The 25906-nt window shown below is 41.8% G+C and carries 27 protein-coding genes and 1 tRNA gene; 26 read left to right on the forward strand and 2 right to left on the reverse strand.

Features of this window, described 5'->3' with window-relative positions; all coding sequences use genetic code 11:
- The first annotated feature begins 80 nt into the window (after nucleotides 1-80).
- From ruvB to AS005_RS02240, 13 genes are read left to right on the forward strand one after another with little or no spacing between them, the layout of a single operon-like run.
- On the forward strand, nucleotides 81-1085 hold the full coding sequence (gene ruvB, locus AS005_RS02180) for a Holliday junction branch migration DNA helicase RuvB (protein WP_101510046.1): 1005 nt from the start codon (nucleotides 81-83) through the stop codon (nucleotides 1083-1085).
- An 11-nt stretch (nucleotides 1086-1096) separates the two neighbouring features.
- Nucleotides 1097-1789, forward strand: coding sequence for a YggS family pyridoxal phosphate-dependent enzyme (locus AS005_RS02185; RefSeq protein ID WP_101510047.1), 693 nt, complete (start codon nucleotides 1097-1099; stop codon nucleotides 1787-1789).
- Complete coding sequence (locus AS005_RS02190; protein ID WP_101510048.1) at nucleotides 1790-2086, forward strand: YggT family protein; 297 nt, start codon at nucleotides 1790-1792, stop codon at nucleotides 2084-2086.
- Nucleotides 2083-2859, forward strand: coding sequence for an NAD(+) kinase (locus AS005_RS02195; RefSeq protein ID WP_101510049.1), 777 nt, complete (start codon nucleotides 2083-2085; stop codon nucleotides 2857-2859). The genes AS005_RS02190 and AS005_RS02195 overlap by 4 nt, the downstream gene beginning before the upstream one ends.
- Nucleotides 2856-3563, forward strand: a complete 708-nt coding sequence (gene phoU, locus AS005_RS02200) for a phosphate signaling complex protein PhoU (protein ID WP_101510050.1) — start codon at nucleotides 2856-2858, stop codon at nucleotides 3561-3563. The genes AS005_RS02195 and phoU overlap by 4 nt, the downstream gene beginning before the upstream one ends.
- Nucleotides 3547-6735, forward strand: coding sequence for an LptF/LptG family permease (locus AS005_RS02205; protein ID WP_199203809.1), 3189 nt, complete (start codon nucleotides 3547-3549; stop codon nucleotides 6733-6735). Before phoU ends, AS005_RS02205 begins: the two co-directional genes overlap by 17 nt.
- 11 nt (nucleotides 6736-6746) lie before the next feature.
- Complete coding sequence (dnaB, locus tag AS005_RS02210) at nucleotides 6747-8102, forward strand: replicative DNA helicase (RefSeq protein WP_101510052.1); 1356 nt, start codon at nucleotides 6747-6749, stop codon at nucleotides 8100-8102.
- Nucleotides 8103-8142: 40 nt separating this feature from the next.
- A complete protein-coding gene (locus AS005_RS02215) occupies nucleotides 8143-8979 on the forward strand; it encodes a purine-nucleoside phosphorylase (RefSeq protein WP_199203810.1) in 837 nt (278 codons plus the stop codon).
- Nucleotides 8980-8989: 10 nt separating this feature from the next.
- Nucleotides 8990-9727 (forward strand): ZIP family metal transporter, encoded by a 738-nt coding sequence (locus tag AS005_RS02220; RefSeq protein ID WP_101510054.1) that lies wholly within the window; start codon nucleotides 8990-8992, stop codon nucleotides 9725-9727.
- 5 nt (nucleotides 9728-9732) lie between these two features.
- Nucleotides 9733-10644, forward strand: coding sequence for a DNA double-strand break repair nuclease NurA (locus AS005_RS02225; protein WP_101510055.1), 912 nt, complete (start codon nucleotides 9733-9735; stop codon nucleotides 10642-10644).
- 4 nt (nucleotides 10645-10648) lie between these two features.
- Nucleotides 10649-11071, forward strand: a complete 423-nt coding sequence (locus tag AS005_RS02230; RefSeq protein ID WP_101510056.1) for a Mini-ribonuclease 3 — start codon at nucleotides 10649-10651, stop codon at nucleotides 11069-11071.
- A complete protein-coding gene (gene rlmB / locus AS005_RS02235; RefSeq protein ID WP_101510057.1) occupies nucleotides 11025-11753 on the forward strand; it encodes a 23S rRNA (guanosine(2251)-2'-O)-methyltransferase RlmB in 729 nt (242 codons plus the stop codon). The genes AS005_RS02230 and rlmB overlap by 47 nt, the downstream gene beginning before the upstream one ends.
- Nucleotides 11743-12522, forward strand: coding sequence for an HAD-IIA family hydrolase (locus tag AS005_RS02240; RefSeq protein ID WP_101510058.1), 780 nt, complete (start codon nucleotides 11743-11745; stop codon nucleotides 12520-12522). Before rlmB ends, AS005_RS02240 begins: the two co-directional genes overlap by 11 nt.
- On the opposite strand, the gene AS005_RS02245 is transcribed toward AS005_RS02240, so the two are convergent.
- Entirely contained in the window at nucleotides 12502-13329 is an 828-nt protein-coding gene (locus AS005_RS02245) for an aldo/keto reductase (protein WP_233186205.1), read from the reverse strand. The genes AS005_RS02240 and AS005_RS02245 overlap by 21 nt on opposite strands.
- 134 nt (nucleotides 13330-13463) lie before the next feature.
- Here AS005_RS02245 and AS005_RS02250 point away from each other — a divergent pair, with 134 nt between their 5' ends.
- The 10 genes from AS005_RS02250 to AS005_RS02295 all read left to right on the forward strand — a co-directional run bounded on the left by AS005_RS02250 (nucleotide 13464) and on the right by AS005_RS02295 (nucleotide 20857).
- Nucleotides 13464-14060: a hypothetical protein gene (locus tag AS005_RS02250; protein WP_101510060.1), complete on the forward strand. Its 597-nt coding sequence runs from the start codon at nucleotides 13464-13466 to the stop codon at nucleotides 14058-14060.
- A gap of 260 nt (nucleotides 14061-14320) precedes the next feature.
- Nucleotides 14321-15418 carry a butyrate kinase gene (gene buk, locus AS005_RS02255; protein WP_101510061.1) on the forward strand — a complete coding sequence of 366 codons (1098 nt, stop codon included), beginning with the start codon at nucleotides 14321-14323 and terminating at the stop codon, nucleotides 15416-15418.
- Complete coding sequence (locus AS005_RS02260) at nucleotides 15402-16319, forward strand: bifunctional enoyl-CoA hydratase/phosphate acetyltransferase (RefSeq protein WP_101510062.1); 918 nt, start codon at nucleotides 15402-15404, stop codon at nucleotides 16317-16319. Before buk (AS005_RS02255) ends, AS005_RS02260 begins: the two co-directional genes overlap by 17 nt.
- Nucleotides 16320-16323: 4 nt before the next feature.
- Nucleotides 16324-17451 carry a butyrate kinase gene (gene buk / locus AS005_RS02265; RefSeq protein ID WP_101510063.1) on the forward strand — a complete coding sequence of 376 codons (1128 nt, stop codon included), beginning with the start codon at nucleotides 16324-16326 and terminating at the stop codon, nucleotides 17449-17451.
- Complete coding sequence (locus tag AS005_RS02270) at nucleotides 17420-18088, forward strand: hypothetical protein (protein WP_101510064.1); 669 nt, start codon at nucleotides 17420-17422, stop codon at nucleotides 18086-18088. Before buk (AS005_RS02265) ends, AS005_RS02270 begins: the two co-directional genes overlap by 32 nt.
- 4 nt (nucleotides 18089-18092) lie before the next feature.
- A complete protein-coding gene (locus tag AS005_RS02275) occupies nucleotides 18093-18335 on the forward strand; it encodes a ferredoxin family protein (protein WP_101510065.1) in 243 nt (80 codons plus the stop codon).
- Between the two features lie 12 nt (nucleotides 18336-18347).
- Nucleotides 18348-19412, forward strand: coding sequence for a 3-methyl-2-oxobutanoate dehydrogenase subunit VorB (locus AS005_RS02280; protein ID WP_199203811.1), 1065 nt, complete (start codon nucleotides 18348-18350; stop codon nucleotides 19410-19412).
- Between the two features lie 8 nt (nucleotides 19413-19420).
- Nucleotides 19421-20161: a thiamine pyrophosphate-dependent enzyme gene (locus AS005_RS02285; protein ID WP_101510425.1), complete on the forward strand. Its 741-nt coding sequence runs from the start codon at nucleotides 19421-19423 to the stop codon at nucleotides 20159-20161.
- A gap of 1 nt (nucleotide 20162) precedes the next feature.
- Nucleotides 20163-20723: a 2-oxoacid:acceptor oxidoreductase family protein gene (locus tag AS005_RS02290; RefSeq protein WP_101510067.1), complete on the forward strand. Its 561-nt coding sequence runs from the start codon at nucleotides 20163-20165 to the stop codon at nucleotides 20721-20723.
- Nucleotides 20724-20779: 56 nt separating this feature from the next.
- Nucleotides 20780-20857, forward strand: a tRNA-Asp gene (locus AS005_RS02295).
- 15 nt (nucleotides 20858-20872) lie between these two features.
- Here AS005_RS02295 and uvrB read toward each other — a convergent pair.
- Nucleotides 20873-22867: an excinuclease ABC subunit UvrB gene (uvrB, locus tag AS005_RS02300; protein WP_101510068.1), complete on the reverse strand. Its 1995-nt coding sequence runs from the start codon at nucleotides 22865-22867 to the stop codon at nucleotides 20873-20875.
- Nucleotides 22868-22977: 110 nt separating this feature from the next.
- On the opposite strand from uvrB, the gene AS005_RS02305 reads away from it, so the two are divergent.
- The 3 genes from AS005_RS02305 to AS005_RS02315 all read left to right on the forward strand — a co-directional run bounded on the left by AS005_RS02305 (nucleotide 22978) and on the right by AS005_RS02315 (nucleotide 25889).
- Nucleotides 22978-24885: a transketolase gene (locus AS005_RS02305; protein ID WP_101510069.1), complete on the forward strand. Its 1908-nt coding sequence runs from the start codon at nucleotides 22978-22980 to the stop codon at nucleotides 24883-24885.
- Between the two features lie 71 nt (nucleotides 24886-24956).
- On the forward strand, nucleotides 24957-25514 hold the full coding sequence (efp, locus tag AS005_RS02310; RefSeq protein ID WP_101510070.1) for an elongation factor P: 558 nt from the start codon (nucleotides 24957-24959) through the stop codon (nucleotides 25512-25514).
- Between the two features lie 18 nt (nucleotides 25515-25532).
- On the forward strand, nucleotides 25533-25889 hold the full coding sequence (locus tag AS005_RS02315) for an Asp23/Gls24 family envelope stress response protein (RefSeq protein WP_101510071.1): 357 nt from the start codon (nucleotides 25533-25535) through the stop codon (nucleotides 25887-25889).
- The last annotated feature ends 17 nt before the right edge of the window (nucleotides 25890-25906 follow it).

The following is a 25906-nucleotide window of genomic DNA, read 5'->3' on the forward strand; positions in this document are numbered from 1 at the left end:
CATTGAAGGGGCCGAAGGGCCCCTTTACTTTTTGAGTGGTATAATTTTTCAAGAAAAAGAAAAATCGAAGAGGTGAAACGGTGAGTGATTTTCTCACACCAGAGAGAACTATTTACGATTCCGGTGTCCAATTTCTGAGGCCAAAAACACTGGACGAATTCGTGGGACAAGAAAAGGTTAAAAAGAAGCTTTTTCTTGCGTTGGAGGCAGCAAAAATGCGAGGAGAGATTCTGGATCATGTCCTCCTCGCGGGTCCTCCGGGGCTTGGAAAAACAACCCTTGCCCACATCATAGCGAGTGAGCTTCAGACGAACATTCACGTAACGAGTGGACCTGTTCTTGCAAAACAAGGAGACATGGCCGCTATTCTCACCAGTTTGGAAAGAGGAGATGTACTCTTCATCGACGAAATACACAGGTTGAACAAGGCGGTAGAAGAACTCCTTTATTCAGCGATTGAGGACTTTCAAATCGACATAATGATAGGGAAAGGTCCCAGTGCGAAATCCATCAGAATAGACATTCAACCTTTCACTCTCGTTGGAGCCACCACTAGGAGTGGACTTCTGAGTTCTCCTCTCAGAAGTCGATTTGGAATCATTTTGGAACTCGACTTCTACACGATCGAAGAGTTGAAAGAAATCATAAAGAGGGCAGCCAGCTTGATGGAAGTAGACATAGAAGATGTTGCTGCCGAAATGATCGCTAAAAGATCCAGGGGAACACCACGAATAGCAATAAGACTCACAAAGAGAGTAAGAGACATGCTTACCATCGAGAAGGCCGACAAAATAGACATGGATATCGTAAGAAAAACGATGGAAGTACTCAACATAGACGAAGAGGGGTTGGACGATTTCGATAGAAAGATTTTGAAAACGATCATTGAGGTTTACAAGGGCGGACCAGTCGGTTTGAATGCTTTAGCAGCATCTCTAGGCATTGAACCGGATACGCTTACCGAAGTGTACGAACCCTATCTCCTTCAATCTGGTTTTCTCGCAAGGACTCCAAGAGGAAGAATCGCAACGGAGAAGGCTTACAAGCACCTCAACTACAATTTTCCGGAGAATCGCCTCTTCTGAGGTGAAGCCACATGGGATTGAAAGAAAATCTAGAAAACGTAATGAACAGGATAAAGGAAGCCGCACACCGTGCAGGTAGGGATCCTTCGGAAGTAAAACTCGTTGTTGCAACGAAGTACGCAGATGTTAAAAAAATGGAAGAACTCTTTCTTCTAGGTGTCCGAGAGTTTGGAGAAAACAGGGCTCAAGATCTCATCAGAAAGAGTGAATATTTCAAAGACAGGCCTATCGTTTGGCATTTTATAGGAAGGATCCAAACGAACAAGGTGAAGTATATTGTTCCAAGATGTGAATTGATACACTCGGTTTGGAGAGTTGAAGAACTCGAAGAGATAGAAAAAAGAGCGAAAAAACTGGGGAAAATCCAGAAAATTTTGATAGAAGTAAACGTTTTCGGAGAAAAAACAAAGGCCGGCCTATTGCTTCAAGAGGTGGAGGGGTTTTTGAAAATGTGCGAAACTTTCAAGCAAATAGAAGTTTTGGGGTTCATGACGATGGCACCGTACGTGGAAAACCCTGAAGAGGTGAGATGGGGATTTAGGATTCTCAAAGAACTGCGTGATGAACTTTCCAAGAAGTACAACAGTAACAATGTAAAACTGAAAGAACTCTCTATGGGTATGAGCAACGACTTCGAGGTTGCGATAGAGGAGGGAGCAACGATGGTAAGAATAGGAAGCGCTATATTCAAGGGAGGGAGATGAATGTTCGTGATAGCGAATTTTCTCAGAGCTCTGGCAGTAACCCTCAGAGTATTCATATACGTAGAGATCGTTTCTATATTGATTTCTGTGATTTTCAGTTGGGTTATGCCGTACTATTACCATCCCGCAAGGAGATTCTTTGAGGTTCTTTCTTCCCTGATTTTGAATCCTATAAGACGTTTTCTACCACCTATAGGACCCGTGGACATCTCACCGATGATAGCCATTTTTATTCTTCTTTTTTTAGACGGATTTCTTGTTGAAACTCTCTTCGATCTGGCGGTGAGGTTATCGTGAAAATAGCCATTCTGTACAGGGAAGAAAAAAGAAAGGAAGGAGAATTTTTGAAAAACAAGATTTCGAAAGAACATGATGTGGTAGTCTTTGGCGAAGAAAATGTACTAGACGATGTCGAAGCCGATTTGATAGTAGTGGTAGGTGGAGACGGCACAATGCTCAGAGCAGCCAAAAAAGCAGCAGATGGGACTCCTTTGGTTGGTTTCAAAGCGGGAAGACTTGGTTTTCTGACTTCTTACACCCTCGAAGAGGTAGATCAATTTCTCGAAGATCTGAAGAACAAGAGCTTCCGCGAAGAATTGAGATGGTTCATACGTGTAGATAGCGAGTTAGGTTCTCATTTGGCTTTGAACGATGTCGTAATGGAAAGGGATTTGAGCGGAAAAATGGTGGAAATAGAGGTGAACGTAGAACACCATTCCTCCATGTGGTTTTTTGCAGATGGCGTTGTAGTATCTTCTCCCACAGGTTCAACAGCGTACTCTCTGTCCATTGGTGGACCCATAATATTCCCGGAATGCGAAGTGTTGGAAATCTCACCGATCGCCCCACAGTTCTTTCTAACGAGAAGTGTGGTGATACCTTCCAATTTCAAAGTGGTAATCGACTGTCAAAGAGAAATCAATTTGCTGGTCGACGGTATGATGCTAGGAAAAACCAAGAAGGCCATTGTTCAAAAAGCAGATAGATACATCAAGATACTGCGCCCTACTAAATACGATTATGTAACAGTGATCAGAGATAAATTGGGCTATGGGAGGCGTATCGAGTGAATAAATTGCTGAACGAAAGGGTTGAAGAATTTAAGAAAGGTGTCCTAAAAGCGGGTTGGTTCATAGAAAAAATGTTCAGAAATTCCATATCTGCTCTCATCGAAAGGAATGAATCACTCGCGAGAGAAGTGGTTGCCGATGAAGAAGTTGTCGATCAGATGGAGGTAGAGATTCAGGAAAAAGCCATGGAGATATTGGGACTCTTCTCACCAATCGGGAAACCTCTTTTGACAGTGACTGCAGGGATAAGAGTAGCAGAACTCATAGAAAACATAGCAGACAAATGCCATGACATAGCAAAGAACGTGCTCGAACTGATGGAAGAACCTCCCTTGAAACCTCTCGAAGATATTCCTACTATGGCGAATCAAACATCGGAAATGTTGAAATTCGCCCTTCGAATGTTCGCGGATATAAACGTGGAAAAATCCTTTGAGGTTTGCAGAATGGATTCAAAAGTGGATGATTTGTACGAAAAGGTGAGAGAAGAACTTTTACTCTACATGATGGAGTCACCAAAGTACGTAAGAAGAGCCCTTCTCTTGCTCGAAATAGCAGGCTACATAGAGATCATCGCAGATTACGCTACAAACATCGTGGAAGTCTCAGTGTACATGGTTCAGGGAGAACCTTACAAGTGTTATCACGATGAGCTGCTTCTTTTCAAAAAATCCGGAGGGGTTCTCTTTGAAAGTACTGATTAAATACCTGATGAAACTCTCTGTTATTCCTTTTCTCGTTGGTCTAGCTGGATTCATAATCTTCGTCAGTATAGAGATACTCTACCAGCTCTCCGACTTGATAGTTCGTCACAGGGTGGGTATTGAGAAATTGTTTCTCCTTCTTTATTATTACCTACCTTACTTTGTTGCCATGGGTGTTCCCGTTGGGGTCCTTCTTGCTGTTTTCTGGGTTTTCTCGAAACTTTCGGAAGATAGAGAACTCATGGCTATTCAAGTCCATGGAATTTCCCAGAAAAATTTGATAGTCCCCTTCATCTTGTTAGGATCTTTGCTTTCCATCATTGTCTTTTTTCTGAACGACAGGATAGTTCCTGCATACCAATCTAAAGCCGAAGAGGCGATGTCTAAGTACGTTCTCAGAAAACCAGAAGTTTTTGTAGTTGAGAACGTCATATCGAAAATAGGAGAAGATCAATACTTCTACGTAGAAAAGTACGATGAGAAGACGAATACCCTTTGGAATGTTGTAATTTTCAAATACGGAAGTGAGGAGAAAATCGTTACAGCAAAAAGAGTCCAGAAAAAAGATGATAAATGGTATCTATTTGACGGTAGATACTACTCGATTGATAAGGATGGATTTTTGAAACTCGATGTCCATTTCTCCGAAATGGAACTCGATATCACGGAAGACATAGAAAATCTTCTACGAGTTGGAAAGACTCCCAGAGAAATGACTGGAAAAGAACTCAAAGAGAAGATAAACTTCTTCAGAAAGGTTGGAATAAAACCTTCACCTTGGATAGTTGAGCTCCACAGTAGATATGCAAATTCTCTGACCCCGATAGTGATAGTTTTAGTTGGAGTTCCTCTTTCGTTGCTCTTCCAGTTGAGGAGTAAATCCTGGGGTGTGATTTTCACCTTTGTTCTCGTCGTTTTGTATCAAGGGAGTGGAGCATGGTTAAGTGCCATGGGAAAGGAAAATCTTCTTGATCCTCTGTTAGCTCCATGGATTCCAAACATCGTTTTTACTGTGGTGGGAGGTATCCTTTTCATTCTCCTTGATACTGTCTTCGCCTACAGAATCAGGGAGTTTTTCACAAAGTTGTTTGTAGTTGGTGTATTTTTCTTGGCTTCTTCCCTCTTTTCTGCCCAACTCAATATCATAGCCGAAAAGGTGAACAAATATCCAGATACTTTCGTTTTCGAAGGTGGTGTGAAGATTCTCTACAAAGATGCATACGTGGAAGCAAACGAAGTTGTTGTCCATCTGAACGAAGAAGGAAAGGTGAAAGGTTTCGAAGCGACCGGTAAAGTTTCTTACAGAAAAGGAGATACCTTTCTGAAGAGCGAAAGATTGGTGTTCAAAACCGAGAAAGAGCAAAGCATTCTATACTACCTTCGAGGGAATACGAGGATAGAAGTGAACAAAGAGAAAAAGCAGATATATCTGTCTGGAGAAGAACTCACTTCCGAAGGATCGAAAACTGTGATGGAAAAGGGATACATTACCACTTGTTCTTCAAATCCACCACATTACAAACTCAAAGCACAGCACGTGGAAATAGTAGAAAACGAGTACCTTCTTGCAAAAGATGTGGTTTTTTATCTTCTGGGAATTCCCATATTCTATCAACCTATCTTTTTCACAAATCTTTCCGACAAACCCCAACCATTTTCCGTTGAGGTGGGAATGGGAGAAGAACCATATGTGAAAACATCGTACAACATTTCCTACGGTGAAGGGAATGTCTTTTTTCTAACGAAGAACGTGCTGAAGAAAGGAACATGGAAAGAACTCAAATGGAATCATTCTTTTGGAGTTTTCTCGGTCAATCTGGAATACACCGAATCACTTTCTGAACAAGGGGTCAAAGCAAAAATTTTCGACAAAGAGAATTCTTTTCTCTTCGAACAAGAAAACTCTAAAAGAGTCTATCAGTTTGATCATAACGGGAAATTGTTCAATGGAAGCATCAGTGTTAGACTGAAGAGAGAAGCGAATGAAGGCGGGGATGTACTGATCGCTCCACAACTTACTGTTAAAAATCTTTCCATTAAAGCAGATTGGGGAACTTTTCTTGTGAGCAATTTTTACCATGAAACGAAGATAGAGAAAGGAGAACGGACCTTTGGTACACTGAACTCCTCCTTTCGATCGAAACCTTTTTTCCTCATCCAATCTTTCAGTGTCAACACCGCCGGAAAGTATCTTTTCGAAAACAGTCAACTCAATCGAACCACAAGTTTTCTGAAAAGCGATACCATTTTGGATTTTCAAAATTTGTCCTTTGGAAAAATTCTCATTCTAGATGATAAAATATACGCTGGCATTTACGAATCATCTGAGGAAGGTTACCGTATTGGTAATTTCTTCACAACCTCTTTGAGATTACCAATAGGTCCCCTTTCTTTTGAAAGTTATTATAAGCTTTATACCCTTCAAGGAAAGAATCTTAGGAAATTTTCCCAAAACAAAGCTAAAAACGAACTCGATCTGAAATCAAAATTTTCCCTTGGGAATCTCTCTATCTCCGTTGAAACGACGTACGATTTCCTCAAAGAAGAATTTTCTGATCCCTATTTGAAGGTTTCTTCCTCTTTCAAAACCGGTATGATCACAAACGGATTAAACGCAACTACACGGTTCGTCTTGGACGATTTGCAAAAAAGTTACACCAAATGGGAATTCACACAAAAAACAGGGGCGGTTTACAACAAACTTTACTTCATTTATCACTACAAAAAACCACACGTTCAATACATCGAAGATCAGCTCAGAATTTATGGAAAAGAGTTCTTCTTCATGGAAAATCCAAGGATAACTGCCTACTCAAAGATAAAAGTCGACCCCTTTGAGTTGGAAAGATTTTGGATACGCGGAGGTTTCAAAAGAAATCAATCCTCGCACACGTTGAAAGCAGAATTCTATAAAGAGGATCTCGACCTCTCTTATGAAGTAAAAAACGACGATCCAACTTTTTCTGTCTCATTGAAACTAAAAGATTGGAATATAGAATCTTTTTCTTTCTCCATTGAAAAATCACTCCACTGCTTAGGAGCAAAAGCTTCGATGTCTTTTGGGAAGAATCTCTCTTTAAAGAATTTCTCACTATTTTTCTACATAAGAGACTTTCCAAACGAAGGAATCGGATTCGATACGAACGAAGGAATTGGATTGAACATGTTTTGAGAGGTGATAACATGCGCGTTCCTCCCCACAATTTGGAAGCAGAGATCGCCGTCCTCGGTAGTATATTGATCGATCCTTCTGTTATAAACGATGTGTTAGAAATTATCAGTTATGAAGATTTTTACCTCAAAAAACACCAGTACATTTTCAAAGCGATGGAGGAACTTTACGATGAAGGAAAACCAGTGGATGTCGTTTCCGTTTGCGACAAATTGCAGAGTATGGGAAAACTCGAAGAAGTCGGCGGAGACATTGAAGTTGCTCAATTAGCGGAGGCGGTACCGAGTTCTGCACATGCCGTTCACTATGCAGAGATTGTTAAGGAAAAATCCATTTTGAGAAAACTTATCGAAATTTCCAGAAAAATTTCTGAAAGCGCCTACATGGAAGAAGACGTAGACCTTCTTTTGGATAACGCGGAGAGAATGATATTCGAGATCTCAGAAATGAAAACAACGAAATCGTACGATCATCTTCGGAGTATCATGCATCATGTGTTCGAGAATTTGGAAAATTTCAGAGAAAAAGCTAACGTTATAGAACCCGGCGTTCTTGTAACAGGGCTCCCCACAGGATTCAAAAGTTTGGATAAACAAACTACGGGATTTCACAGTTCGGATTTGGTGATAATCGCAGCCAGACCATCTATGGGAAAGACATCTTTCGCTCTTTCAATAGCCAGAAACATGGCTGTTAATTTTGAGATACCAGTTGGCATATTCAGTCTCGAAATGTCGAAAGAACAACTTGCTCAAAGACTTCTCAGTATGGAATCTGGAGTCGATCTGTACAGTATAAGAACAGGATATCTCGATCAAGAACAATGGGAAAGACTCACCGTAGCGGCCTCCAAACTTTACAAAGCACCCATAGTAGTTGATGATGAGACACTTTTGGACCCAAGAACTTTGAGGGCCAAGACCAGAAGGATGAAGAAAGAGTTCGATATAAAGATCATCTTCGTCGATTATCTTCAACTCATGCACTTGAAGGGCAGGAAAGAAAGTCGTCAGCAAGAAATATCGGAGATCTCCCGATCTCTGAAACTCCTCGCAAGGGAATTAGACATTGTGGTGGTTGCTCTCTCACAGCTTTCAAGAGCTGTTGAACAGAGAGAGGACAAACGCCCAAGACTCAGCGATTTGAGAGAATCCGGAGCTATAGAGCAGGACGCGGATACAGTCATATTCATATACAGAGAAGAATATTACAAGAGTAAAAAAGAGAAAGAAGAGAGTAAACTTCACGAGCCCCATAAAGCAGAAATAATCATTGGAAAACAAAGAAATGGACCGGTTGGAACCATAACTCTTATCTTTGATCCAAGAACCGTCACATTCCACGAGGTTGATGTACTACACTCATGATAGAATCTCCTTAGAAAAGGTGGAAGAGGAGGTGTCTAAAGTGGATATAAAAACCTACAAGGAAAGAGTGGAGAAAGCTACCGAATACTTGAGGAATCATGTTGAAGAACCTCCGAAGATTGCCATTATATTGGGGTCAGGCCTCTCTGTGATTGCCGATGAAGTGGAAAAAGAAGGAAATTCCCAAAAAATCCCCTACAGTGAGATTCCAGGTTTTCCTATTTCCACAGCTCCTGGTCATAAAGGAGAATTGATATTCGGAAAGCTTTATGGGAAGAATGTTATGTTGATGAACGGGCGTTTCCATTATTACGAGGGTTATTCGATGAAGGAAGTTACCTTCCCGATCAGAGTGATGCAGCTCCTCGGAGTCGAAGTGTTGATAGTAACTAACGCTGCAGGCGGGCTCAATCCCGATTTTGAAGTAGGAAGACCCATGATCATAACCGACCACATAAACTTCATGGGAGATAATCCATTGATAGGTCCCAATGTGGATGAATGGGGACCTAGGTTTCCAGACATGTCAGAGCCTTACGATAAAGAACTCATAAATCTTGCTTACAACAGTGCAAAAGAACTTGGGATACCTGTCTATCAAGGTGTTTATGTGGCAGTGTCAGGTCCTTGCTTCGAGACTCCTGCAGAACTTAGAATGCTTAGAAGATTCGGTGCAGATGCAGTTGGAATGTCCACGGTCCCAGAAGTTATAGTAGCAAGGCATGGCCAAATAAGAGTCCTAGGAATTTCCGCTATTACAGACAGAGCGGTACCAGAAGACTTGAAGCCCTTGACGGCAGAAGAAGTGTTAGAAGTGGCGGAAAAAACGGGAAGAAAGATCGCACAGATAATATTCGAGGTTGCGAGAAAATTATGAAGGTGAAAGAATGGTTTTGAAAGGAATTCTATACAGTTTTGTTGCGGGAATGGCAACTTCTCTCGGAGCGTTGCCATTCCTTTTTTTAAAACCGCGTCAGACAAGCGATAAAACAATCGACTCGTTTCTAGGATTCGCCGCGGGTGTCATGATCGCCGCAAGTGCCTTCAGTTTGGTTGCTCCCGCTTTAGAAATGGGAGGTGTTATAAGATTCATTATCGGCTTCGTTCTGGGAGGACTTTTTGTCAATCTAGCAGACAAACTTATTCCTCATGAACACTTTCTTAAAGGATATGAAGGTCCCGACATAAAAAGGATAAAAGGAATCTGGCTTTTCATTATCGCTATAACCATACACAACTTTCCAGAAGGAATGGCAGTTGGTGTTTCTGCTTTTACCCCCCAAGCCCTTGCTATAGCAATAGCAATTGGTGTTCAAAACATACCAGAAGGTGCGGCAGTTATGGCTTCTTTGATACCGATGAAATACAAAAAGGGTAAAGCATTTCTGATCACCTTTCTCACGGGTCTTGTCGAAGCAATTGGTGGACTCTTTGGAGCAGGTATAGTCTCAATTTCTCAAAGACTTTTACCGTACATGATGGCATTCGCCGCCGGAGCCATGATTTACGTTGTGAGTGATGAAGTCATACCTGAGACGCATTCTAAAGGAAACGAACTTCTTTCCACATGGTGGATCATGATTGGATTTTTGGTTATGGCCTCCCTCGATGTAATATTGGGGTGATATGAATGCGTGTGGAGAGAATCGAAAACATTCAGAGCGAACTAGAAGAACATGTGTCAGATCAAACTTTTGTCGAAAGATCGAATTTCCTAGAAGATGATGAACAAGGTCAAGGAAAAACGCTCGAACGAATCATATTCGTCGATGGAAAGCGAAGAAGTTTCGTGCGAATAACAACCGATGAAGGATTCAGAGGAATATTTGCTGAACTTTGTGTGGGAGCCGTGATTTGGGAAAAGGATGTTGGGACTCGTCCCTTGTTTTCCCCTCATTCTCCTCCTGTCGTAGAGCGAGTGGTTGGATTTTCACAGAATTTTCCAGAAAGCGGAAACCAAGAAGTAGAAGGATTTGTTTTCAAGGTCATAAAGGATGGAAGGGATGCTATGGATTCGATCGATTCTTATTTACAAACTCTTGAAATACAGGAAGTGAAGAAATATCTCACTGGAAGTTCCCTCGTTGTGAAAGATGGTCCGGCCGTTCCAGAACTTCCTTTTAAAGAAAACGTTGGACCCATTGGACTTGTGAAAAACATAAGTTCCACGGATTTGAAAGGAGAAGATTTCAGAAAACTTCGTTTTCTCAAGAAAGGTGAACGTAGTAAGATGTTTGTCGTAGAAAAAAATACAGAAAGAAAATTGAAGAAAATAGGAACCTATGTGAAACTTGTTAACAGCGAAAGCACAAGAGGACTTGTTAGGTTGGAAACTTACATAGAAGACGATTCACAGATTCTTCACTTGAAAAGCATTTTCGACGATCTCGCAGCTACACTTCCTCTGCTCACTGCTGATTTACCCATTCCAAGGTTGCCAGAAAACATCCTTCCAATCCAGTTTCTTGAGAAGAATCTATCCTATTTTCTTACCGACAAACACTACATGAACACCAAATTGTTTGCATACCTTGGGAGATGACAAGATGGAAGAAATTTTTCGTTTTGACGTGGAAACCCGAAATCTATCGTCGGCTGTCCTAGCTTATATAGGAGATGCTGTTTTAGAACTCATGTTCCGTTTGAAATTCGTCGGAGATTGTAGAGTATCTTCCATTCATGAAAAAGTGAAAGGGTACACTTCGAAACATGGACAAGCCCAGATATTGGATTTTCTGTGGCCTCTCTTAACGGAGGAAGAGAGAGAAGTTGCAAAAAGAGCGATGAATTCGAAAACAGCCAAAAAGCACGGAAATGACATTCTTTACAGAAAAAGTACGGGATTTGAGGCTCTTGTGGGTTTTCTTTTTCTGAAAAGAGACTATCGGAGAATCGAAGAACTTCTACAGGTGGTGTTGAACTTTGAGAGTGTACGGCCGAAAAATTCTTCAGGAAGCTCTCAGAAATAACATTCCAATTAAAAGAGTTTTTTTCCAAAAACTGAAAAGTCCAAGTAGTCACTTTCTCTCGCTCATAGAAGAAATAGAAAGAAAAGGGATAAAATATTCATTCGAGACCGAAGAAAGACTGAGGAATCTTTCCGGAACAAAGAAACATCAAGGAGTTGTCTTCGATATTTATGAATACCGATACTGCTCAGTCGAAGAAATCTTGAAAATCAAATTTCCTCAATTGATAGTGATATTAGATCAGATCCAAGATCCACACAATTTGGGTGCTATAGTTAGAACCTCCGTTGGAGCAGGAGCGAACGGTATCATAATCCCAAAAGATAAATCTGTGAAAGTAACAGAAACTGTAGTGAAAGTATCCGCAGGGACTGTTTTTAGGTCTAGGATTGCAATTGTGACAAACATTGCAAGAACGATAGAAGAGTTGAAAGAACAAAACGTTTGGGTGTATGCGGCGGACACAAATGGTGATACGATATACGAAGAAGATCTCACGTTGCCAACGGCTTTCGTATTTGGGAACGAGGGAGAAGGCATCAGAAGGCTTGTAAAGGAAAAATGTGACAAAGCGGTAACGATACCGATGGAAAACGAAATAGACTCTCTGAATGTATCTGTCAGCGTGGGAATAATTTTGTTCGAAACGGTGAGACAAAGGAGGTTGAAAGGTGCTCGATAAGATAGACCTATTCATTCTGGACATGGATGGAACATTTTACCTGGATGATATCCTTCTCCCTGGTTCACTGGATTTCCTAGAGATATTGAAACAAAAGGGAAAAAGATACGTTTTTTTCACGAACAACTCTTCCCTTGGACCCACAGACTACGTGAGGAAACTGAGGAAAATGGGTGCACCTGTACTGAAAGGCTCCGTGATCACCTCCGGAGAAATAACCGCAGAGTACATATTACAGAAGTACGGTCGATGTAAAATTTTTCTTCTCGGAACACCACAGTTGAAAAGAGTCTTTGCATCCTATGGTCACGTGATGGAAGATGAAAAACCTGACTTCGTGGTTCTCGGTTTTGACAAAACACTTACGTACGAAAAGCTCAAAAAAGCATGTCTTTTTCTCAGAAAAGGAAAAAAATACCTTGCCACCCATCCAGACATAAATTGTCCTTCAAAAGAGGGCCCGATCCCCGATGCGGGAAGCCTTATAGCAGCTATTGAAGCCTCGACCGGTAGGAAGCCGGATCTCGTGTTAGGAAAACCGAACCCTATGGTTGTAGAGGTGATCTCAAGAAAACTCAATGTTCCTAAAGAAAAAATGGCGATGGTAGGTGATAGACTTTATACAGATGTAAAACTGGGAAAAAACGCCGGAATAGTTTCAATACTCGTTCTCACAGGCGAAACCACTCTAGACGATCTATCCAGATCGGATGTAAAACCTGATTTTGTCTTCAAAAATTTGTACGAATTATCCAAGGCTATCGAGTAGTCTCAACTCTTCTTCAGTGAGTTTTATCTTCGTTGAATCGAGGTTTTCTCTGAGATGTTCTATTCTACCCGCCTTTGGTATGGCTACAACATTCGGCTTTGAAAGCAACCATGCGAGCATGATCTGATAAACAGTGGCGTTGTGTTTCACCGCTATGTTTTCAAGTGTTTTCTTTACTCTTTCTGAAAGCAGTGTTCTTCTCAAAGGTGAGTAGGCAACCAGAGTGATGTTGTTTTTCTGACAAAACTCGAGCAAACCGTTTTGTTCAGGATCCCTGTCCTCGACGTTGTACTTAACTTGATCACAAACGATGGGCTCCGATGACTTGTTGATCGCTTCTTCCAAAAGCTTCCTATCAAAATTGGATACACCGATGTATCTTATCATTCCTTGTCTTACACCCTCTGCCATTGCAGAAAGGGTTTCTTCAAGTGGAACTTCAGGATTGGGCCAATGTATCAAGTACAGATCAACGTAATCCGTATCGAGTCGCTTCAGAGTATTTTCCAAAGAACGCAAAAGATCGTCTCTCCTTAAATGAGTTGGCCAAACCTTTGAAACTATGAACAGATCTTTTCTGTTGAAACTTTTAATAGCTCTTCCAACGAGTTCTTCCGTGTGTCCTCCACCGTAGTACTCGGCGGTATCTATGTGAGTGTATCCCATTTCTATTGCTTTTCTAAGAAGTTCTACCATTTCTTCATCCCTTGAGTAATCCGGTGTTTCGAACCCACCTATTCCCCAAGTGCCCAACCCTAAAGCTGGAATCTTTTCTCCCGTGTTATTGAGCTCTTTGTAGATCACCATAAACACCTCCCAAATTAGTCTAGTATTATTATAACTCAAAAACAGATAAATCTAATCCCACTGAATTCTTCACGTTTTTTTCACAATCGACGAGTTAGTATGAAGTTGAAAACCTTAGGTAGGAGGTGGTTGAGATGAGAAAATTTCTCGTGGTGATGATGGTTCTTACTGTTGCAATGGGCCTTTTCGCAGTGGGGTACGGAAACCCTGACAGACAACCGCTCATGGGTCAAGCTTACATGCACAAGCATCCTGAGCCACAGTTTGGAGTTCCCGGTCCCGAAAGAGAGAGAGCAAGATTGGAGAGAGGATTTGGATACGGTCTTAGGTTACAGCTCAGAGACGAAGAACAAATGGAACTCATGTTCAAAACAAGGATAGCAGAAACAATCAACCAACTTGATCTCAGTGACGAGCAATTGAACGAGATCTATGAAACAACAAAGGAAACCAAGGAAACCATAGACTCACTTCGAGAAAAATCCGAACAACTTCTTCAAGAATATTACAACGCTCTGGTTGAAAGAGACGAAAAGGAAGCAAAAGATTTGAAAGACCAAATGTGGGATTTGAAGGATGAGATAAGAGATGCGTACAGGGAGTTCGTAGAAAAAATTGACGATATTATCACGATAGATCAGTACAGAAGATTCAGAGGAATAGAAAAGATGCTTTTCGTTCTGCTCACAGATGAAGGATTCGAAGTACTGGAGGAAATGGTTCAAAGGTGAGTTTTCCCCACCATCCGGCGGGCCTTTCAAGGCCCGCTTTTTTGTTTTCCCAGCCCTCCAAATCGAGAAGAAAAATTTTTTTGAGATGAATGTTTCTATATGGTAATATTCATAATGGAACATCAACTAAAATTTTGTGTAACAAAATGTAAACCATAAAATGCGTCGGACATTTTCCTGAAAAATCGTTTGAAAGACTTAATTTTCTACTGAGATACAAGGCCCAAGCTGATGTTTTCAAATCCTCAAGGGGTGGAACAATGTACAGAATACTGGTTATAAACCCCGGTTCAACTTCAACGAAAGTGGCCATTTTTGAAGATGAAACGAAGATCTGCGAAGAGAGAATCACTCATTCTGTTGAAGAACTTATGAAATACGAAAGGATCATGGATCAAGAACCGATGAGAAGGGCTGTTGTAGAGAGATTCCTTGAAAATCACGGTTACAGTATGGAAGATATCGATGCCATCGGAGCACGAGGTGGAATTCTCGAACCTGTTCCCAGTGGAACTTACAAAGTGGACGAATACATGGTCGATTATCTCCTCCATCATTCCCCCGTTGAACACGTTTCCAATCTTGCAGCGGTAATAGGGTATAAACTTGGGAAACCTCACAACATTCCTTGTTTCATTACAGACCCCGTTTCTGTCGATGAGATGTGTGATGAAGCGAGATTTTCTGGCCTCCCAGATATAGAAAGAAAAAGCTACTCACACGCCTTGAACATAAAGGCAGTTGCCCGAAAAGTAGCAAAAGAAATGGGAAAACCTTATGAAAAGACTAAGATGGTTGTGGTTCATCTCGGTAGTGGAATTTCTGTCACCGCTCATCTCAACGGAAAAATGATAGATGTGAACAATGCTAACGATGAAGGGCCGTTCAGCGTTGAAAGAACGGGTGAACTTCCCGTCGGAGACGTTGTGAAAACGGCATATTCTGGAAAGTACACCGCAAGAGAGTTGAAGAAGCGATTCGTTGGAAAAGGAGGACTTGTTGCATATCTGGGAACGAACGATTTGAGAAGGGCTTTAGAAGAATCGAAAAATTCAGAAAAAGTGAGATTAGTCGTTGAGGCGATGGCCTATCAAATTGCGAAAGAGATTGGAGGAATGTGTGCAGTTCTTGGATCCAAGCCTGACGCAATAATCATTACGGGCGGAATGGCACACAGTTTAGAGTTCGTTGAGATGATAAGACAGTATGTTCGAAAATTTGGATCTTTGAGAATAGTGCCAGGAGAATTTGAAATGGAAGCACTGGCTCTCGGAGTTCTAAGAGTACTCAAAGGTGAAGAAAAACCGAAAGATTACAAAGAGATCGTGTGGAGGAGAAAGAATGCGGAAACTCGATGAGCTTTTCGATAAGATCGGTTCTTTTAAGAAAACCGTCAGACTAGCGGTTGCTGTTGGACATGATGAAGATATACTAAAATCCGTCACGGTAGCTTCTGAAAAGGGAATCGTGGAGGTGGTTCTTTTCGGGGACGCTGAAAGAACAAAATCATTGGCAAATGCTTTGAATCTCGACCTGAAAAAGGTTAATTTGGTTCACGTAGAAGATCCAATTGTAGCAGGAAGAATGGCGGTAGAGTCAATTTCAAAAGGAGAAGCTGATCTTTTAATGAAAGGAAAAATCAAGACTGGGGATCTGATGAGGATATTTCTCCAAAAAGAATACGGTCTCAGAACAGGAAGAACTCTCTCCGCGGTAAGCGTTTTTGAACTTCGAACTTACCATAAGCTTTTGATCGTTTCTGACGGAGGAATGGTCATATCTCCCGATCTTCAACAGAAAGTTGACATTATCGAGAATGCAGTCTTTGTAGCTCAAACCTTGGAAATAGATACCCCAAAAGTTGCGATAGTCGGAGCCATAGAGGTGGTTAATCCAAAGATGCCAATCACTCTAGATGCATCGATCCTATCAAAGATGAACGAAAGAGGTCAAATAAAGAATTGTATCGTAGATGGACCATTTGCCTTTGACAATGCTGTGAGTAAAGAAGCGGCTCTGATCAAAGGAATAAATAGCTCTGTTGCTGGTGATGCGGATATTTTGATTGTACCTGACATAGAATCTGGAAACATTCTCTCAAAGGCTCTCATCTATCTAGCCGGCGCAAAGGCTGCAACGGTAGTTGTTGGAGCCCGTGTTCCTGTCGTTCTTACTTCCAGGGCAGATAATGATGAGACGAAGCTTTTTTCTATAGCGTTGGGAGCCTTAATTTCTTTGAAAACGGGACATAAGGGGTGATATTGTGTTCCGCATTCTTACCATAAATCCAGGTTCTACATCAACAAAAGTTGCAATCTTTGAAGATGAGAAAATGATCAAGTTCCATAAGATTTCTCATTCGGTATCAGAACTCAAAAAATTTCAACGAATAATCGATCAACTTGAGTTCAGAGAAAAACTAGTGAGGGAATTTGTTACATCGTCCGGTTACGAATTATCTTCTTTCTCTGCTTTCGTTGGTCGTGGAGGTCTAATAGATCCCGTCCCGGGAGGAGTGTATCTTGTAGATACCTACATGATAGAAACTTTAAAGAATGCAAAAAACGGAGAACATGCCTCTAATTTGGGGGCTCTTATAGCCCACAACCTGGCTTCGGAAACGGGTGTTCCTGCCTACATAGTTGACCCTGTCGTAGTTGATGAAATGGAAAACATTGCCCGTATAAGTGGGCATCCCGACTATCAAAGAAGATCCATATTTCACGCTCTAAATCAAAAAGCTGTTGCCAGGGAAGTTGCCGAATCTTTTGGTAGGAAATACAACGAGGTAAATCTAATCGTAGCGCATATGGGAGGAGGCATTTCTATCGCCGCTCACAGAAAAGGGAGAGTGGTTGATGTCAACAATGCTCTAGATGGTGATGGACCTTTCACTCCAGAACGTAGTGGTACTCTCCCTTTAACGCAGCTCATAGATTTATGTTACAGCGGAGAGTATTCTTACGAGGAGATGAAAAAACGTATCGTTGGTAACGGAGGACTTGTTGCATATCTGGGCACAAATGATGCACAAGAAGTTCAAAGAAGGATAAAAGAAGGAGACAAATATGCAGAGATCGTCTACAAAGCCATGGCTTATCAAATAGCGAAATGGATTGGTAAGATGGCGGCTGTTTTGAAAGGTGAAGTTGATGCTGTTGTGCTCACGGGCGGGCTAGCATACGATAGAGAGTTTCTCGTTCCGTGGATCAGCGAAAGAGTGAACTTCATCGCACCGGTTGTTGTCATCCCAGGAAGTGACGAAGAAAAAGCTCTCGCTCTTTCCGTGCTCAGAGTCCTGAGGGGAGAAGAAAGGCCTAAAAATTACACACAAGAAGCGAAAGAATGGAGAGAGAAATATGGTGCATATATTGATGGGACCATTCGGTAGCGGAAAAACAGAAATTTCAATTAATTTGGCTCTTCGATTGAGAGAAATGGGAGAAAATGTGTCACTTGTGGACCTCGATGTTATCACCCCTTATTTCAGAATCAGGGATGTTGAGGACACGCTGAGGAAGAGAGGAATTTTAGTTGTGACGGTTGAAAATAGATTGAAGTACATGGACCTCCCCATAATACCCAAGCATATAGAAAGAGCTTTTTCAAGTGAAGAATCTCACGTTGTGATTGATCTGGGTGGAGACGATGATGGAGCAAGAGTCATCAGTTCATTGAAACCTTTGCTGAAAAATCGTGAAACAAAAACTTATTTTGTGATCAACGTCTTCAGACCGTTCAGCGAGAACGTGAGAGAAATAGTTCAGACGATGGAGAGACTCTCGAACCGATCAAGATTACACATCGATTTTCTTGTTAATAACTCCAATCTTGGACCCTTGAGCACAAAAGAAACACTACTGCAAGGAGAAAAAATTCTCACAGAGGTTTCCACAATCACGGGAATTCCAGTGAAATGGACTGTGGTGTTGGAAGATTTGGCTTCACGAATCGATGTTAATTCACTCAAGTATCCCGTTTTCAAAATAAAGAGATTCATGAAGACTTTGTGGGAGATAGGGAGGTGAAAGTATGGCAAAAGCGATGGGATACATTGAAATTGATTCAGAAAGATGTAAAGGTTGTGGATTGTGTGTGGACGCATGTCCAGTTAAGGTAATTGGATTTTCTAAGAAATACAATTCCAAAGGTTATCATCCTGCCGAATACAAGGGTGAAGGATGCATAGCATGTGGTTTTTGTTATTTGAGTTGCCCGGATGTGTGTATAACGGTTTTTCGAGAAGTCCAAAAGAAACTGAAGGTAAACGTCTGAGGGGTGAAATTTATGAGAAAGTTGATGATGAAAGGAAACGAAGCAATCGCAGAATCTGCAGTGAGAGCGGGATGCAGACTTTATTTCGCGTATCCTATAACTCCTCAGAGTGAAATAGCAGAGTACATGTCAAAGAGGCTTCCAGAAGTTGGTGGAACATTCCTTCAAACTGAAAGTGAAATAGCCACCGTAAACATGGTATACGGTGCTGCGTGTACGGGAAAAAGGGTTATGACCTCCACTTCTTCACCAGGTTTCAGCTTGATGCAGGAAGGTATCTCTTACATCGCTGGTGCGGAGCTTCCATGTGTCTTTGTAAACGTTGTTCGGGGTGGACCGGGACTTGGTGATATCCAACCGGCGCAGAGCGACTACTTCCAAGCGACCAAAGGTGGTGGTCACGGAGATTATAGATTGATTGTTCTCGCGCCTTCGACTCTCCAGGAAGCGGTGGATTTAACACAACTTGCTTTTGATCTTGCAGATAAATATCGAAATCCTGTTCTCATATTGGCAGATGGAATGATCGGTCAGATGATGGAACCTGTGGAATTACCTCCTATGAAGGATATTTCTTCTCTTCCAGATCATTCAAGTTGGGCATTAACGGGTGCCAATGGAAGAGAACCTCACAGAATAGCCGCATTCAATATAGACCCTCACGGTTTGGAAGAAATGAACAAACGCTACCAAGAGAAATACGCACGAATTTCACTTGAGGAACAAAGATGGGAAGAGTACAAAACGGAGGATGCCGAATTCCTCATGGTAGGGTATGGAACGATTGGAAGAATTCTTAAAAGCGTTGTAGACGACCTCAGAGAAAAGAATCTACCGGTTGGTTTGTTCAGACCCATAACACTTTGGCCGTTTCCTTACAAAAGGCTCGAAGAACTTTCGAAGAAGGTAAATTTTGTGCTCACCGTAGAGATGAGCAGTGGTCAAATGGTGGAAGATGTTCGACTCGCTGTAAATGGAAAAGCACCTGTATATTTCTACGGCAGGATGGGTGGCATAGTGCCCACACCGAACGAGATTCGATTTGCTTTTGAAAATCTCCTCAAGGAGGTGAAATAGTGGACAAGATGGTGATATTCAGCAGGCCAAAATCTCTCAGTGAAAAAGAATTCACGTATTGTCCCGGTTGTCATCATGGAATAGTTCATCGATTGATTGCTGAGGTCATAGATGAACTCGGAATTCAAGAGAAAACTATAATGGTTGCCCCTGTGGGATGTTCTGTCTTTGCATACGAATTTTTCAATGTGGACGGAACAGTAGCTCCACACGGTCGAGCCCTTGCTGTTGCCACTGGTATAAAAAGAGCGCTTCCTGATCGTGTGGTATTCACCTATCAAGGGGATGGAGATTTGGCGGCGATAGGAATTGGAGAGACAATCCACGCGGCCAATCGCGGAGAAAAGTTGACAACAATCTTTATAAACAATGCGGTGTACGGTATGACGGGTGGTCAAATGGCTCCCACTACCCTCCTCGGTCAGAAAACCACCACTACACCTTACGGGAGAAATCCAGAAAACGATGGATATCCGTTCCATGTTTCTGAGATTCTGAGTACTTTGCCCGGAGTAGCCTATCTCGAGCGAGTTACCGTGAGTACGCCTCAAAATATTCGGAACGCAAAGAAAGCCATTAGAAAAGCTTTTATTGCCCAGATAAAAGGTGTGGGATTCGGTTTAGTAGAGGTCCTCAGCACCTGCCCCACGAATTGGGGAATGAGCCCAGTCGAAGCCCAAAAATGGCTGTTGGAAAACATGACAAAAGAGTATCCTTTGGGAGTATTTGTGGACAAGGTGGGGGATTGAAATGGGATACCATGGGATAATAATAGCGGGTTTCGGTGGACAGGGTGTCATGCTCATGGGGCAAGTGCTTGCTACAGCCGCCGTTATTGAAGGGAAAAATACCACATGGCTTCCTTCGTATGGTCCAGAGATGCGAGGAGGTACTGCCAATTGTACAGTCGTGATAGATGAAAAACCTGTGACATCACCTATCATAGACCATCCAACGGAAGTGATTGCCATGAACCTTCCTTCAATGATAAAGTTTGGGCCAAGATTGAAAGCAGGAGGGATTCTCTTTGTAAACTCATCGGTGGTGGATAAAAAGCTCGAAAGGAAAGACGTAGAAATAATAGAGATACCTGCAAACGATATTGCGGAAGAAATAGGCCTGCAGAAAGTAGCAAACATGGTAATGTTGGGTGCCTTTATAGAAACAACAAAAGTAGTAAGATTTGAATCCATTGAAAAAGCTTTGGAAGAAAAACTCAAAGGGTCCAAACGCATGTTTCTGAGTGTCAACTTGGATGCGATAAGAAGGGGATCAGACTTTGTCAAAAACAAGTATAAAGTCAGAACGTAATCCATAAATCCCCCTTGACAACCACGACTTTTTCTGAGAAAATAGTAACCGGTTCAGGGGACGTGGTGCAGCCCGGTTAGCATGCCGGTCTGTCACACCGGTGGTCGCGGGTTCAAATCCCGTCGTCCCCGCCAAAAAGAAGAAGGGACTCATCGTCCCTTCTTCTTTTTTATTTCTTCCCTCACCTTGAATAATTCATCCCTTAGAATTGCCGCGTCTTCGTATCTCAACTCGCTGGCTGCTCGATACATTTCTTCTTCCAGCAAAGCTATGTATTCCTCGGGAGAGAGATTTTTTTTCAAGGCAAAGATATTCGAAAGCGTGTCTCCATACTTGACTGGTTCTTCCTTGACCATAAATTTTTCAAAGATTTCTATTTCGAGAGGTTTCACTATGGACTTCGGAGTGATACCGTGTTTTCGATTATATTCAAGCTGTATTTTCCTCCTTCTGTTCGTTTCTTCAATGGCTCTCTTCATGGCATTTGTTATCCTGTCTGCGTACATAATGACCTTACCGTTTACATTTCTTGCTGTTCTCCCTATAATCTGTATAAGAGTGGTCTCTGATCTCAAAAAACCTTCTACATCGGCATCCATGATTGCAACAAGCGATACCTCTGGAAGATCCAATCCTTCCCTTAGAAGGTTAACTCCAACCACTACATCCACATCTCCGCGCCGCAATTTTTTTAAAACTTCCACTCTTTCTATCGCATCAAGTTCTGAATGAAGATACAGAGATCTTATGCCAAGTTCGGTCAAATGTTCACTCAAAAGCTCCGCTGTTTTTTTAGTGAGAACTGTAACAAGTGCCCTTTCGCCTCTTCGTTTCACTTTTACAATCTCGTTAACCAAATCGTCTACCTGTCCTTTCGTAGGTCGTACTTCCACTTCCGGGTCAACGAGACCAGTTGGTCTTATGATCTGCTCTACAACCTGCTCAGAAACACTCAATTCGAAATCCCCTGGTGTGGCGGAAACAAAAATAATCTGTTTGACCTTTTTCAAAAATTCCTCGAAAGTTAGAGGCCTGTTATCGTAAGCAGAAGGAAGACGAAAACCGTATTCAACAAGATTTTTCTTCCTAGATCGATCCCCGTTGTACATCGCCCTCAATTGAGGGACAGTGATATGAGATTCGTCAATGAAAACTAGAAAATCTTCATCAAAGTAATCTAACAGGGTGTAGGGTGGTTCGCCTGGTTTTCTTCCATCAAAATGTCTGGAATAATTTTCTATACCAGGACAATAACCCATTGTTTCAAGAAGTTCTATATCGTTTAGTGTCCTCTGTTTGAGACGTTCGTACTCCAAAGTTTTTCCCTGTCTCTTGAGCTCTACAAGCCTTTCGTTGAGTTCTTCTTTTATAGATTCAATGGCCTTTTTCAGTTTCCTTTCAGTTGTAACAAATTCGACAGCCGGGTAAATTATGACCTTATCCAACCTCTCTACAGTAGTTCGATTCATTCTATCGATCAAAGTTATTGAATCTACTTCATCATCAAAGAATTCGATTCTTATTCCTTCATCTTGATAAGTGGGATAAATCTCCACGGTGTCTCCTCTTAGCCTGAAACACCCCGACAGAGAAACATCTTCCGTTCTCCGATAACCTATCTTTGCTAGTTTTTCTGCAAGCTCTAAGGTATCTATGTTATCGCCTACAGAGAGTTTTATGTTCATTCTATCGAAATCATTGGGATCCCCCGTCGCGTAGATACAAGAAACACTCGCAACCACGATCACATCTCTTCTTGTCCTCACCGACTTCAAAGTGGACATACGCATTCTCACAATCACATCGTTTATATCCGCATTCTTCTCTATGTAGAGGTCCTTCGTGGGAATATAAGCTTCTGGTTGATAGTAATCATAATAACTTATGAAAAACTCCACCCTGTTTTCTGGAAAAAAGGTTTTGAATTCTTGATAGAGTTGTGCGGCGAGGGTTTTATTCGGTGAGATAACGAGCGTCGGTCTGTTCACCCTAGCGATCACATTGGCCATGGTGAACGTCTTCCCGCTTCCTGTAACCCCAAGAAGTGTTTGAAATCTCATCCCTCTGTTTAATCCTTCAACAAGTTTTTCTATCGCTTGAGGCTGATCTCCGGTAGGTTCATATTCGCTTACCAGCTTGAACACAATTTTTTTCCTCCCTGAAAACTTTTTAACGTTACAATAATGGTAGAATTCTAAAAGATAATCTGGTCAATTCAATATTATGACCCAATCTCAGGAGGTGAGGTTTAACAATGTCAAGGTTTCCATATGAAAAACTTCCAAAGAGCGAATTAGAAGAATTAAAAGAACTCGGCAAACTCTGTCGGGGCGATATCTTGAAAATGACGTACATTGCCAATTCCGGTCATCCAGGTGGCTCCATGTCTTCTATTGATCTGTATCTAACCGTTTTCAAGTATGCAAAATTGAGGCCCATTGATGATCCAGCAAGAGATAGAGTTGTGATCAGCCATGGCCATACGTCTCCTGGTGTCTACGCCGCAATGTCAAGATTGGGGTTCGTTGATCTTGAAGAAGTACTGATCGGGTTCAGACATCCCGCCTCTGTTTTCGAAGGGCACGTAACAAGAGGGGTAGGGATAATTGATTGGACCACTGGAAACTTAGGTCAAGGTCTTTCTGCTGGTCTTGGTTTCGCGCTCGCCTCTAGATTCACCGGAAACGACTATCATGTCTTTGTTCTCATGAGCGATGCGGAACAAGCGAAAGGGCAGGTTGCCGAAGCGAGAAGGGTTGCAAAAAAATATGGTGTAACGAATCTCACGGTGATAATTGATTACAACGATGCTCAAATCAGCGGACGAGCAAGGGATATCATGCCTGTGAACATAAAGGAAAACTATCTTGCAGATGGTTGGAAAGTTATTGAAATCGATGGTCACGATTACGAACAGATCTACCTCGCTTTGAAAGAAGCTGTTGAAGATGAACTCAATCCCGTCGCTATTCTTGCAAAAACGGTGATGGGCAAAGGAGTTTCCTTCATGGAGAACGAAGTGAAATATCATGGGAAACCCTTGAACAGGGAAGAACTCGAAAGAGCTTTGTCAGAGTTGGGGATAGAAAACGATGTGGATATTTATATTGAGAAAAGAAAACAACTTCCGGTGAAAAAGCACGAAAAGGTTCATAAATTTTATCCGGTGAGAATCGATACGGGGAATCCAATTACTTACACCGAACCGCTTGACAACAGAACAGCCTTTGGAAAAGCGATTCTCGATATCGTCAGAAAGAACGCCAATGATCCAAACGCCACACCGATAGTTGCGGTAGATTGTGACTTGAAAAGTTCAGTGAAACTTGATCTCCTTGATAAAGAATTCCCCGAAAGAGTTTTAGAGGTTGGAGTCCAAGAACACAATGCTGCTGCAATGGCAGGGGCACTTTCTGCAGAGGGTGTAATCACTTTTTTCGCTGATTTTGGAGTATTCGGTATTTCTGAGACCTATAACCAGCACAGACTGAATGCCATAAACAGGACTAACTTAAAAGTTGTTGTTACTCATTGTGGAATCAACGTTGGAGAAGATGGAAAAACCCATCACGGCCTCGACTACATATCCGGTCCTATGAATTGGTACGGCTTCAAAGTAATCGTACCCGGTGATCCGAATCAAACCGACAGAGTTGTGAGATATGCCGCAAAAGAGTATGGAAATTTCGTGATCGCTATGGGGAGATCAAAGCTGCCTATCATCCTAAAAGAAGATGGAAAACCATTTTTCGGAGATAACTACACATTTGAGTACGGAAAAATAGATATTGTGAGGAAAGGTGAAGATGCCGTCATTTTGACCTACGGTTCCACACTTCATGTGGCAGTGGAAGCAGCAGAGGAACTAAAAAAGGAAGGGGTGAACGTGACGGTTTTGAACGTATCTTGCCCAGTAGATCTTGATATTGAGACGCTGAAAATGACTGATGGGAAACCTGTACTCGTTGTTGAAGATCACAACGTGTTTACTGGACTCGGCAGTTACCTTGGAACTGTACTCATCGAAAACGGTATCTTTCCGAAAAAGTACGTGAGGTTAGGATTGTCGGAGTTTGCAGTCTCTGGAAGCTACAAACTACTTTACAAAATATATGGCCTTGATAAAGAAGGTATCGTCTCGAAGGTCAAAGAAATTCTTTAATTGTAATGTTATGATAAAATTCTACGAGGGGAGCGAATCCCCTCGTAAATTTTGTTATAGGAGGTGTTTACATGATAGAAGTAGGTGACTTGAAAAAGGGTATGTTCATCGTTTATGATGGAGAGATATACAGGGTACTTGAAGCAAGCAAGCATTTTATGGGAAGAGGAAGTGGTCTTGTGAGAACAAAGCTCAAGAACGTGAAAACAGGTTTGGTCAGAGAAGTAAACTTTCCAAGTGGTGAAAAAGTACCAGAGGCGGAGCTTTCTTTCAGAAAGGCTCAATATCTTTACAGAGATGGCGATCATTATTATTTCATGACCTTGGATGATTACGAACAGTACGCTCTCAGCGAAGAGGAGATAGGAGATGCCAGATATTACATGATCGAAAATATGGAAGTGGATTTGGTCTTTTACGAAGGATCACCTATAGGTGTTGAGCTCCCAACCACCGTCGAATTGACAGTGGTGGAGACAGAACCATCTTTCAAAGGAGATACTGTATCGGGTGGTGGAAAACCAGCCGTTCTCGAAACAGGCCTCAAAATAACGGTGCCTTATTTTATCGAAGTTGGTGATAAAATAAAAGTTGACACAAGGACAGGTGAATACGTGGGAAGAGCATAAAAAAGGGGGGGGATCTGTATGTCGGAAGAATACAAGAATATCGAAATATCGGATGGAGTGATAAAGGAAATTGCAATCAGAAGCATCGAAGAGTTTCTGGGTGATGTGAGTTCCAAGGTAATCAAAAAAATTAGGAAAAGTCTCGATGTAACAAGAAATCCAGATGATAGTCTCATTATTGAATTCAAGATCGATGTGCCTTACGGTGAGCCAATTCCTGAGTACGTTTCCAAACTTACAGAAAAAGTGAAACACGACATCGAAATGATGACGTCCATGAATGTCGAATCTATAAATGTTGTGGTGGAGAATGTTTTCGAAAAAGAGGAAGAAATAGAAGAACCCGGAGGAGAGGAGGAAGAAAAGACCGAATAAAACGACTAGAAAGGAGT

The sequence above is a fragment of the Thermotoga sp. KOL6 genome (assembly GCF_002866025.1).
Taxonomy (GTDB): Bacteria; Thermotogota; Thermotogae; order Thermotogales; family Thermotogaceae; genus Thermotoga.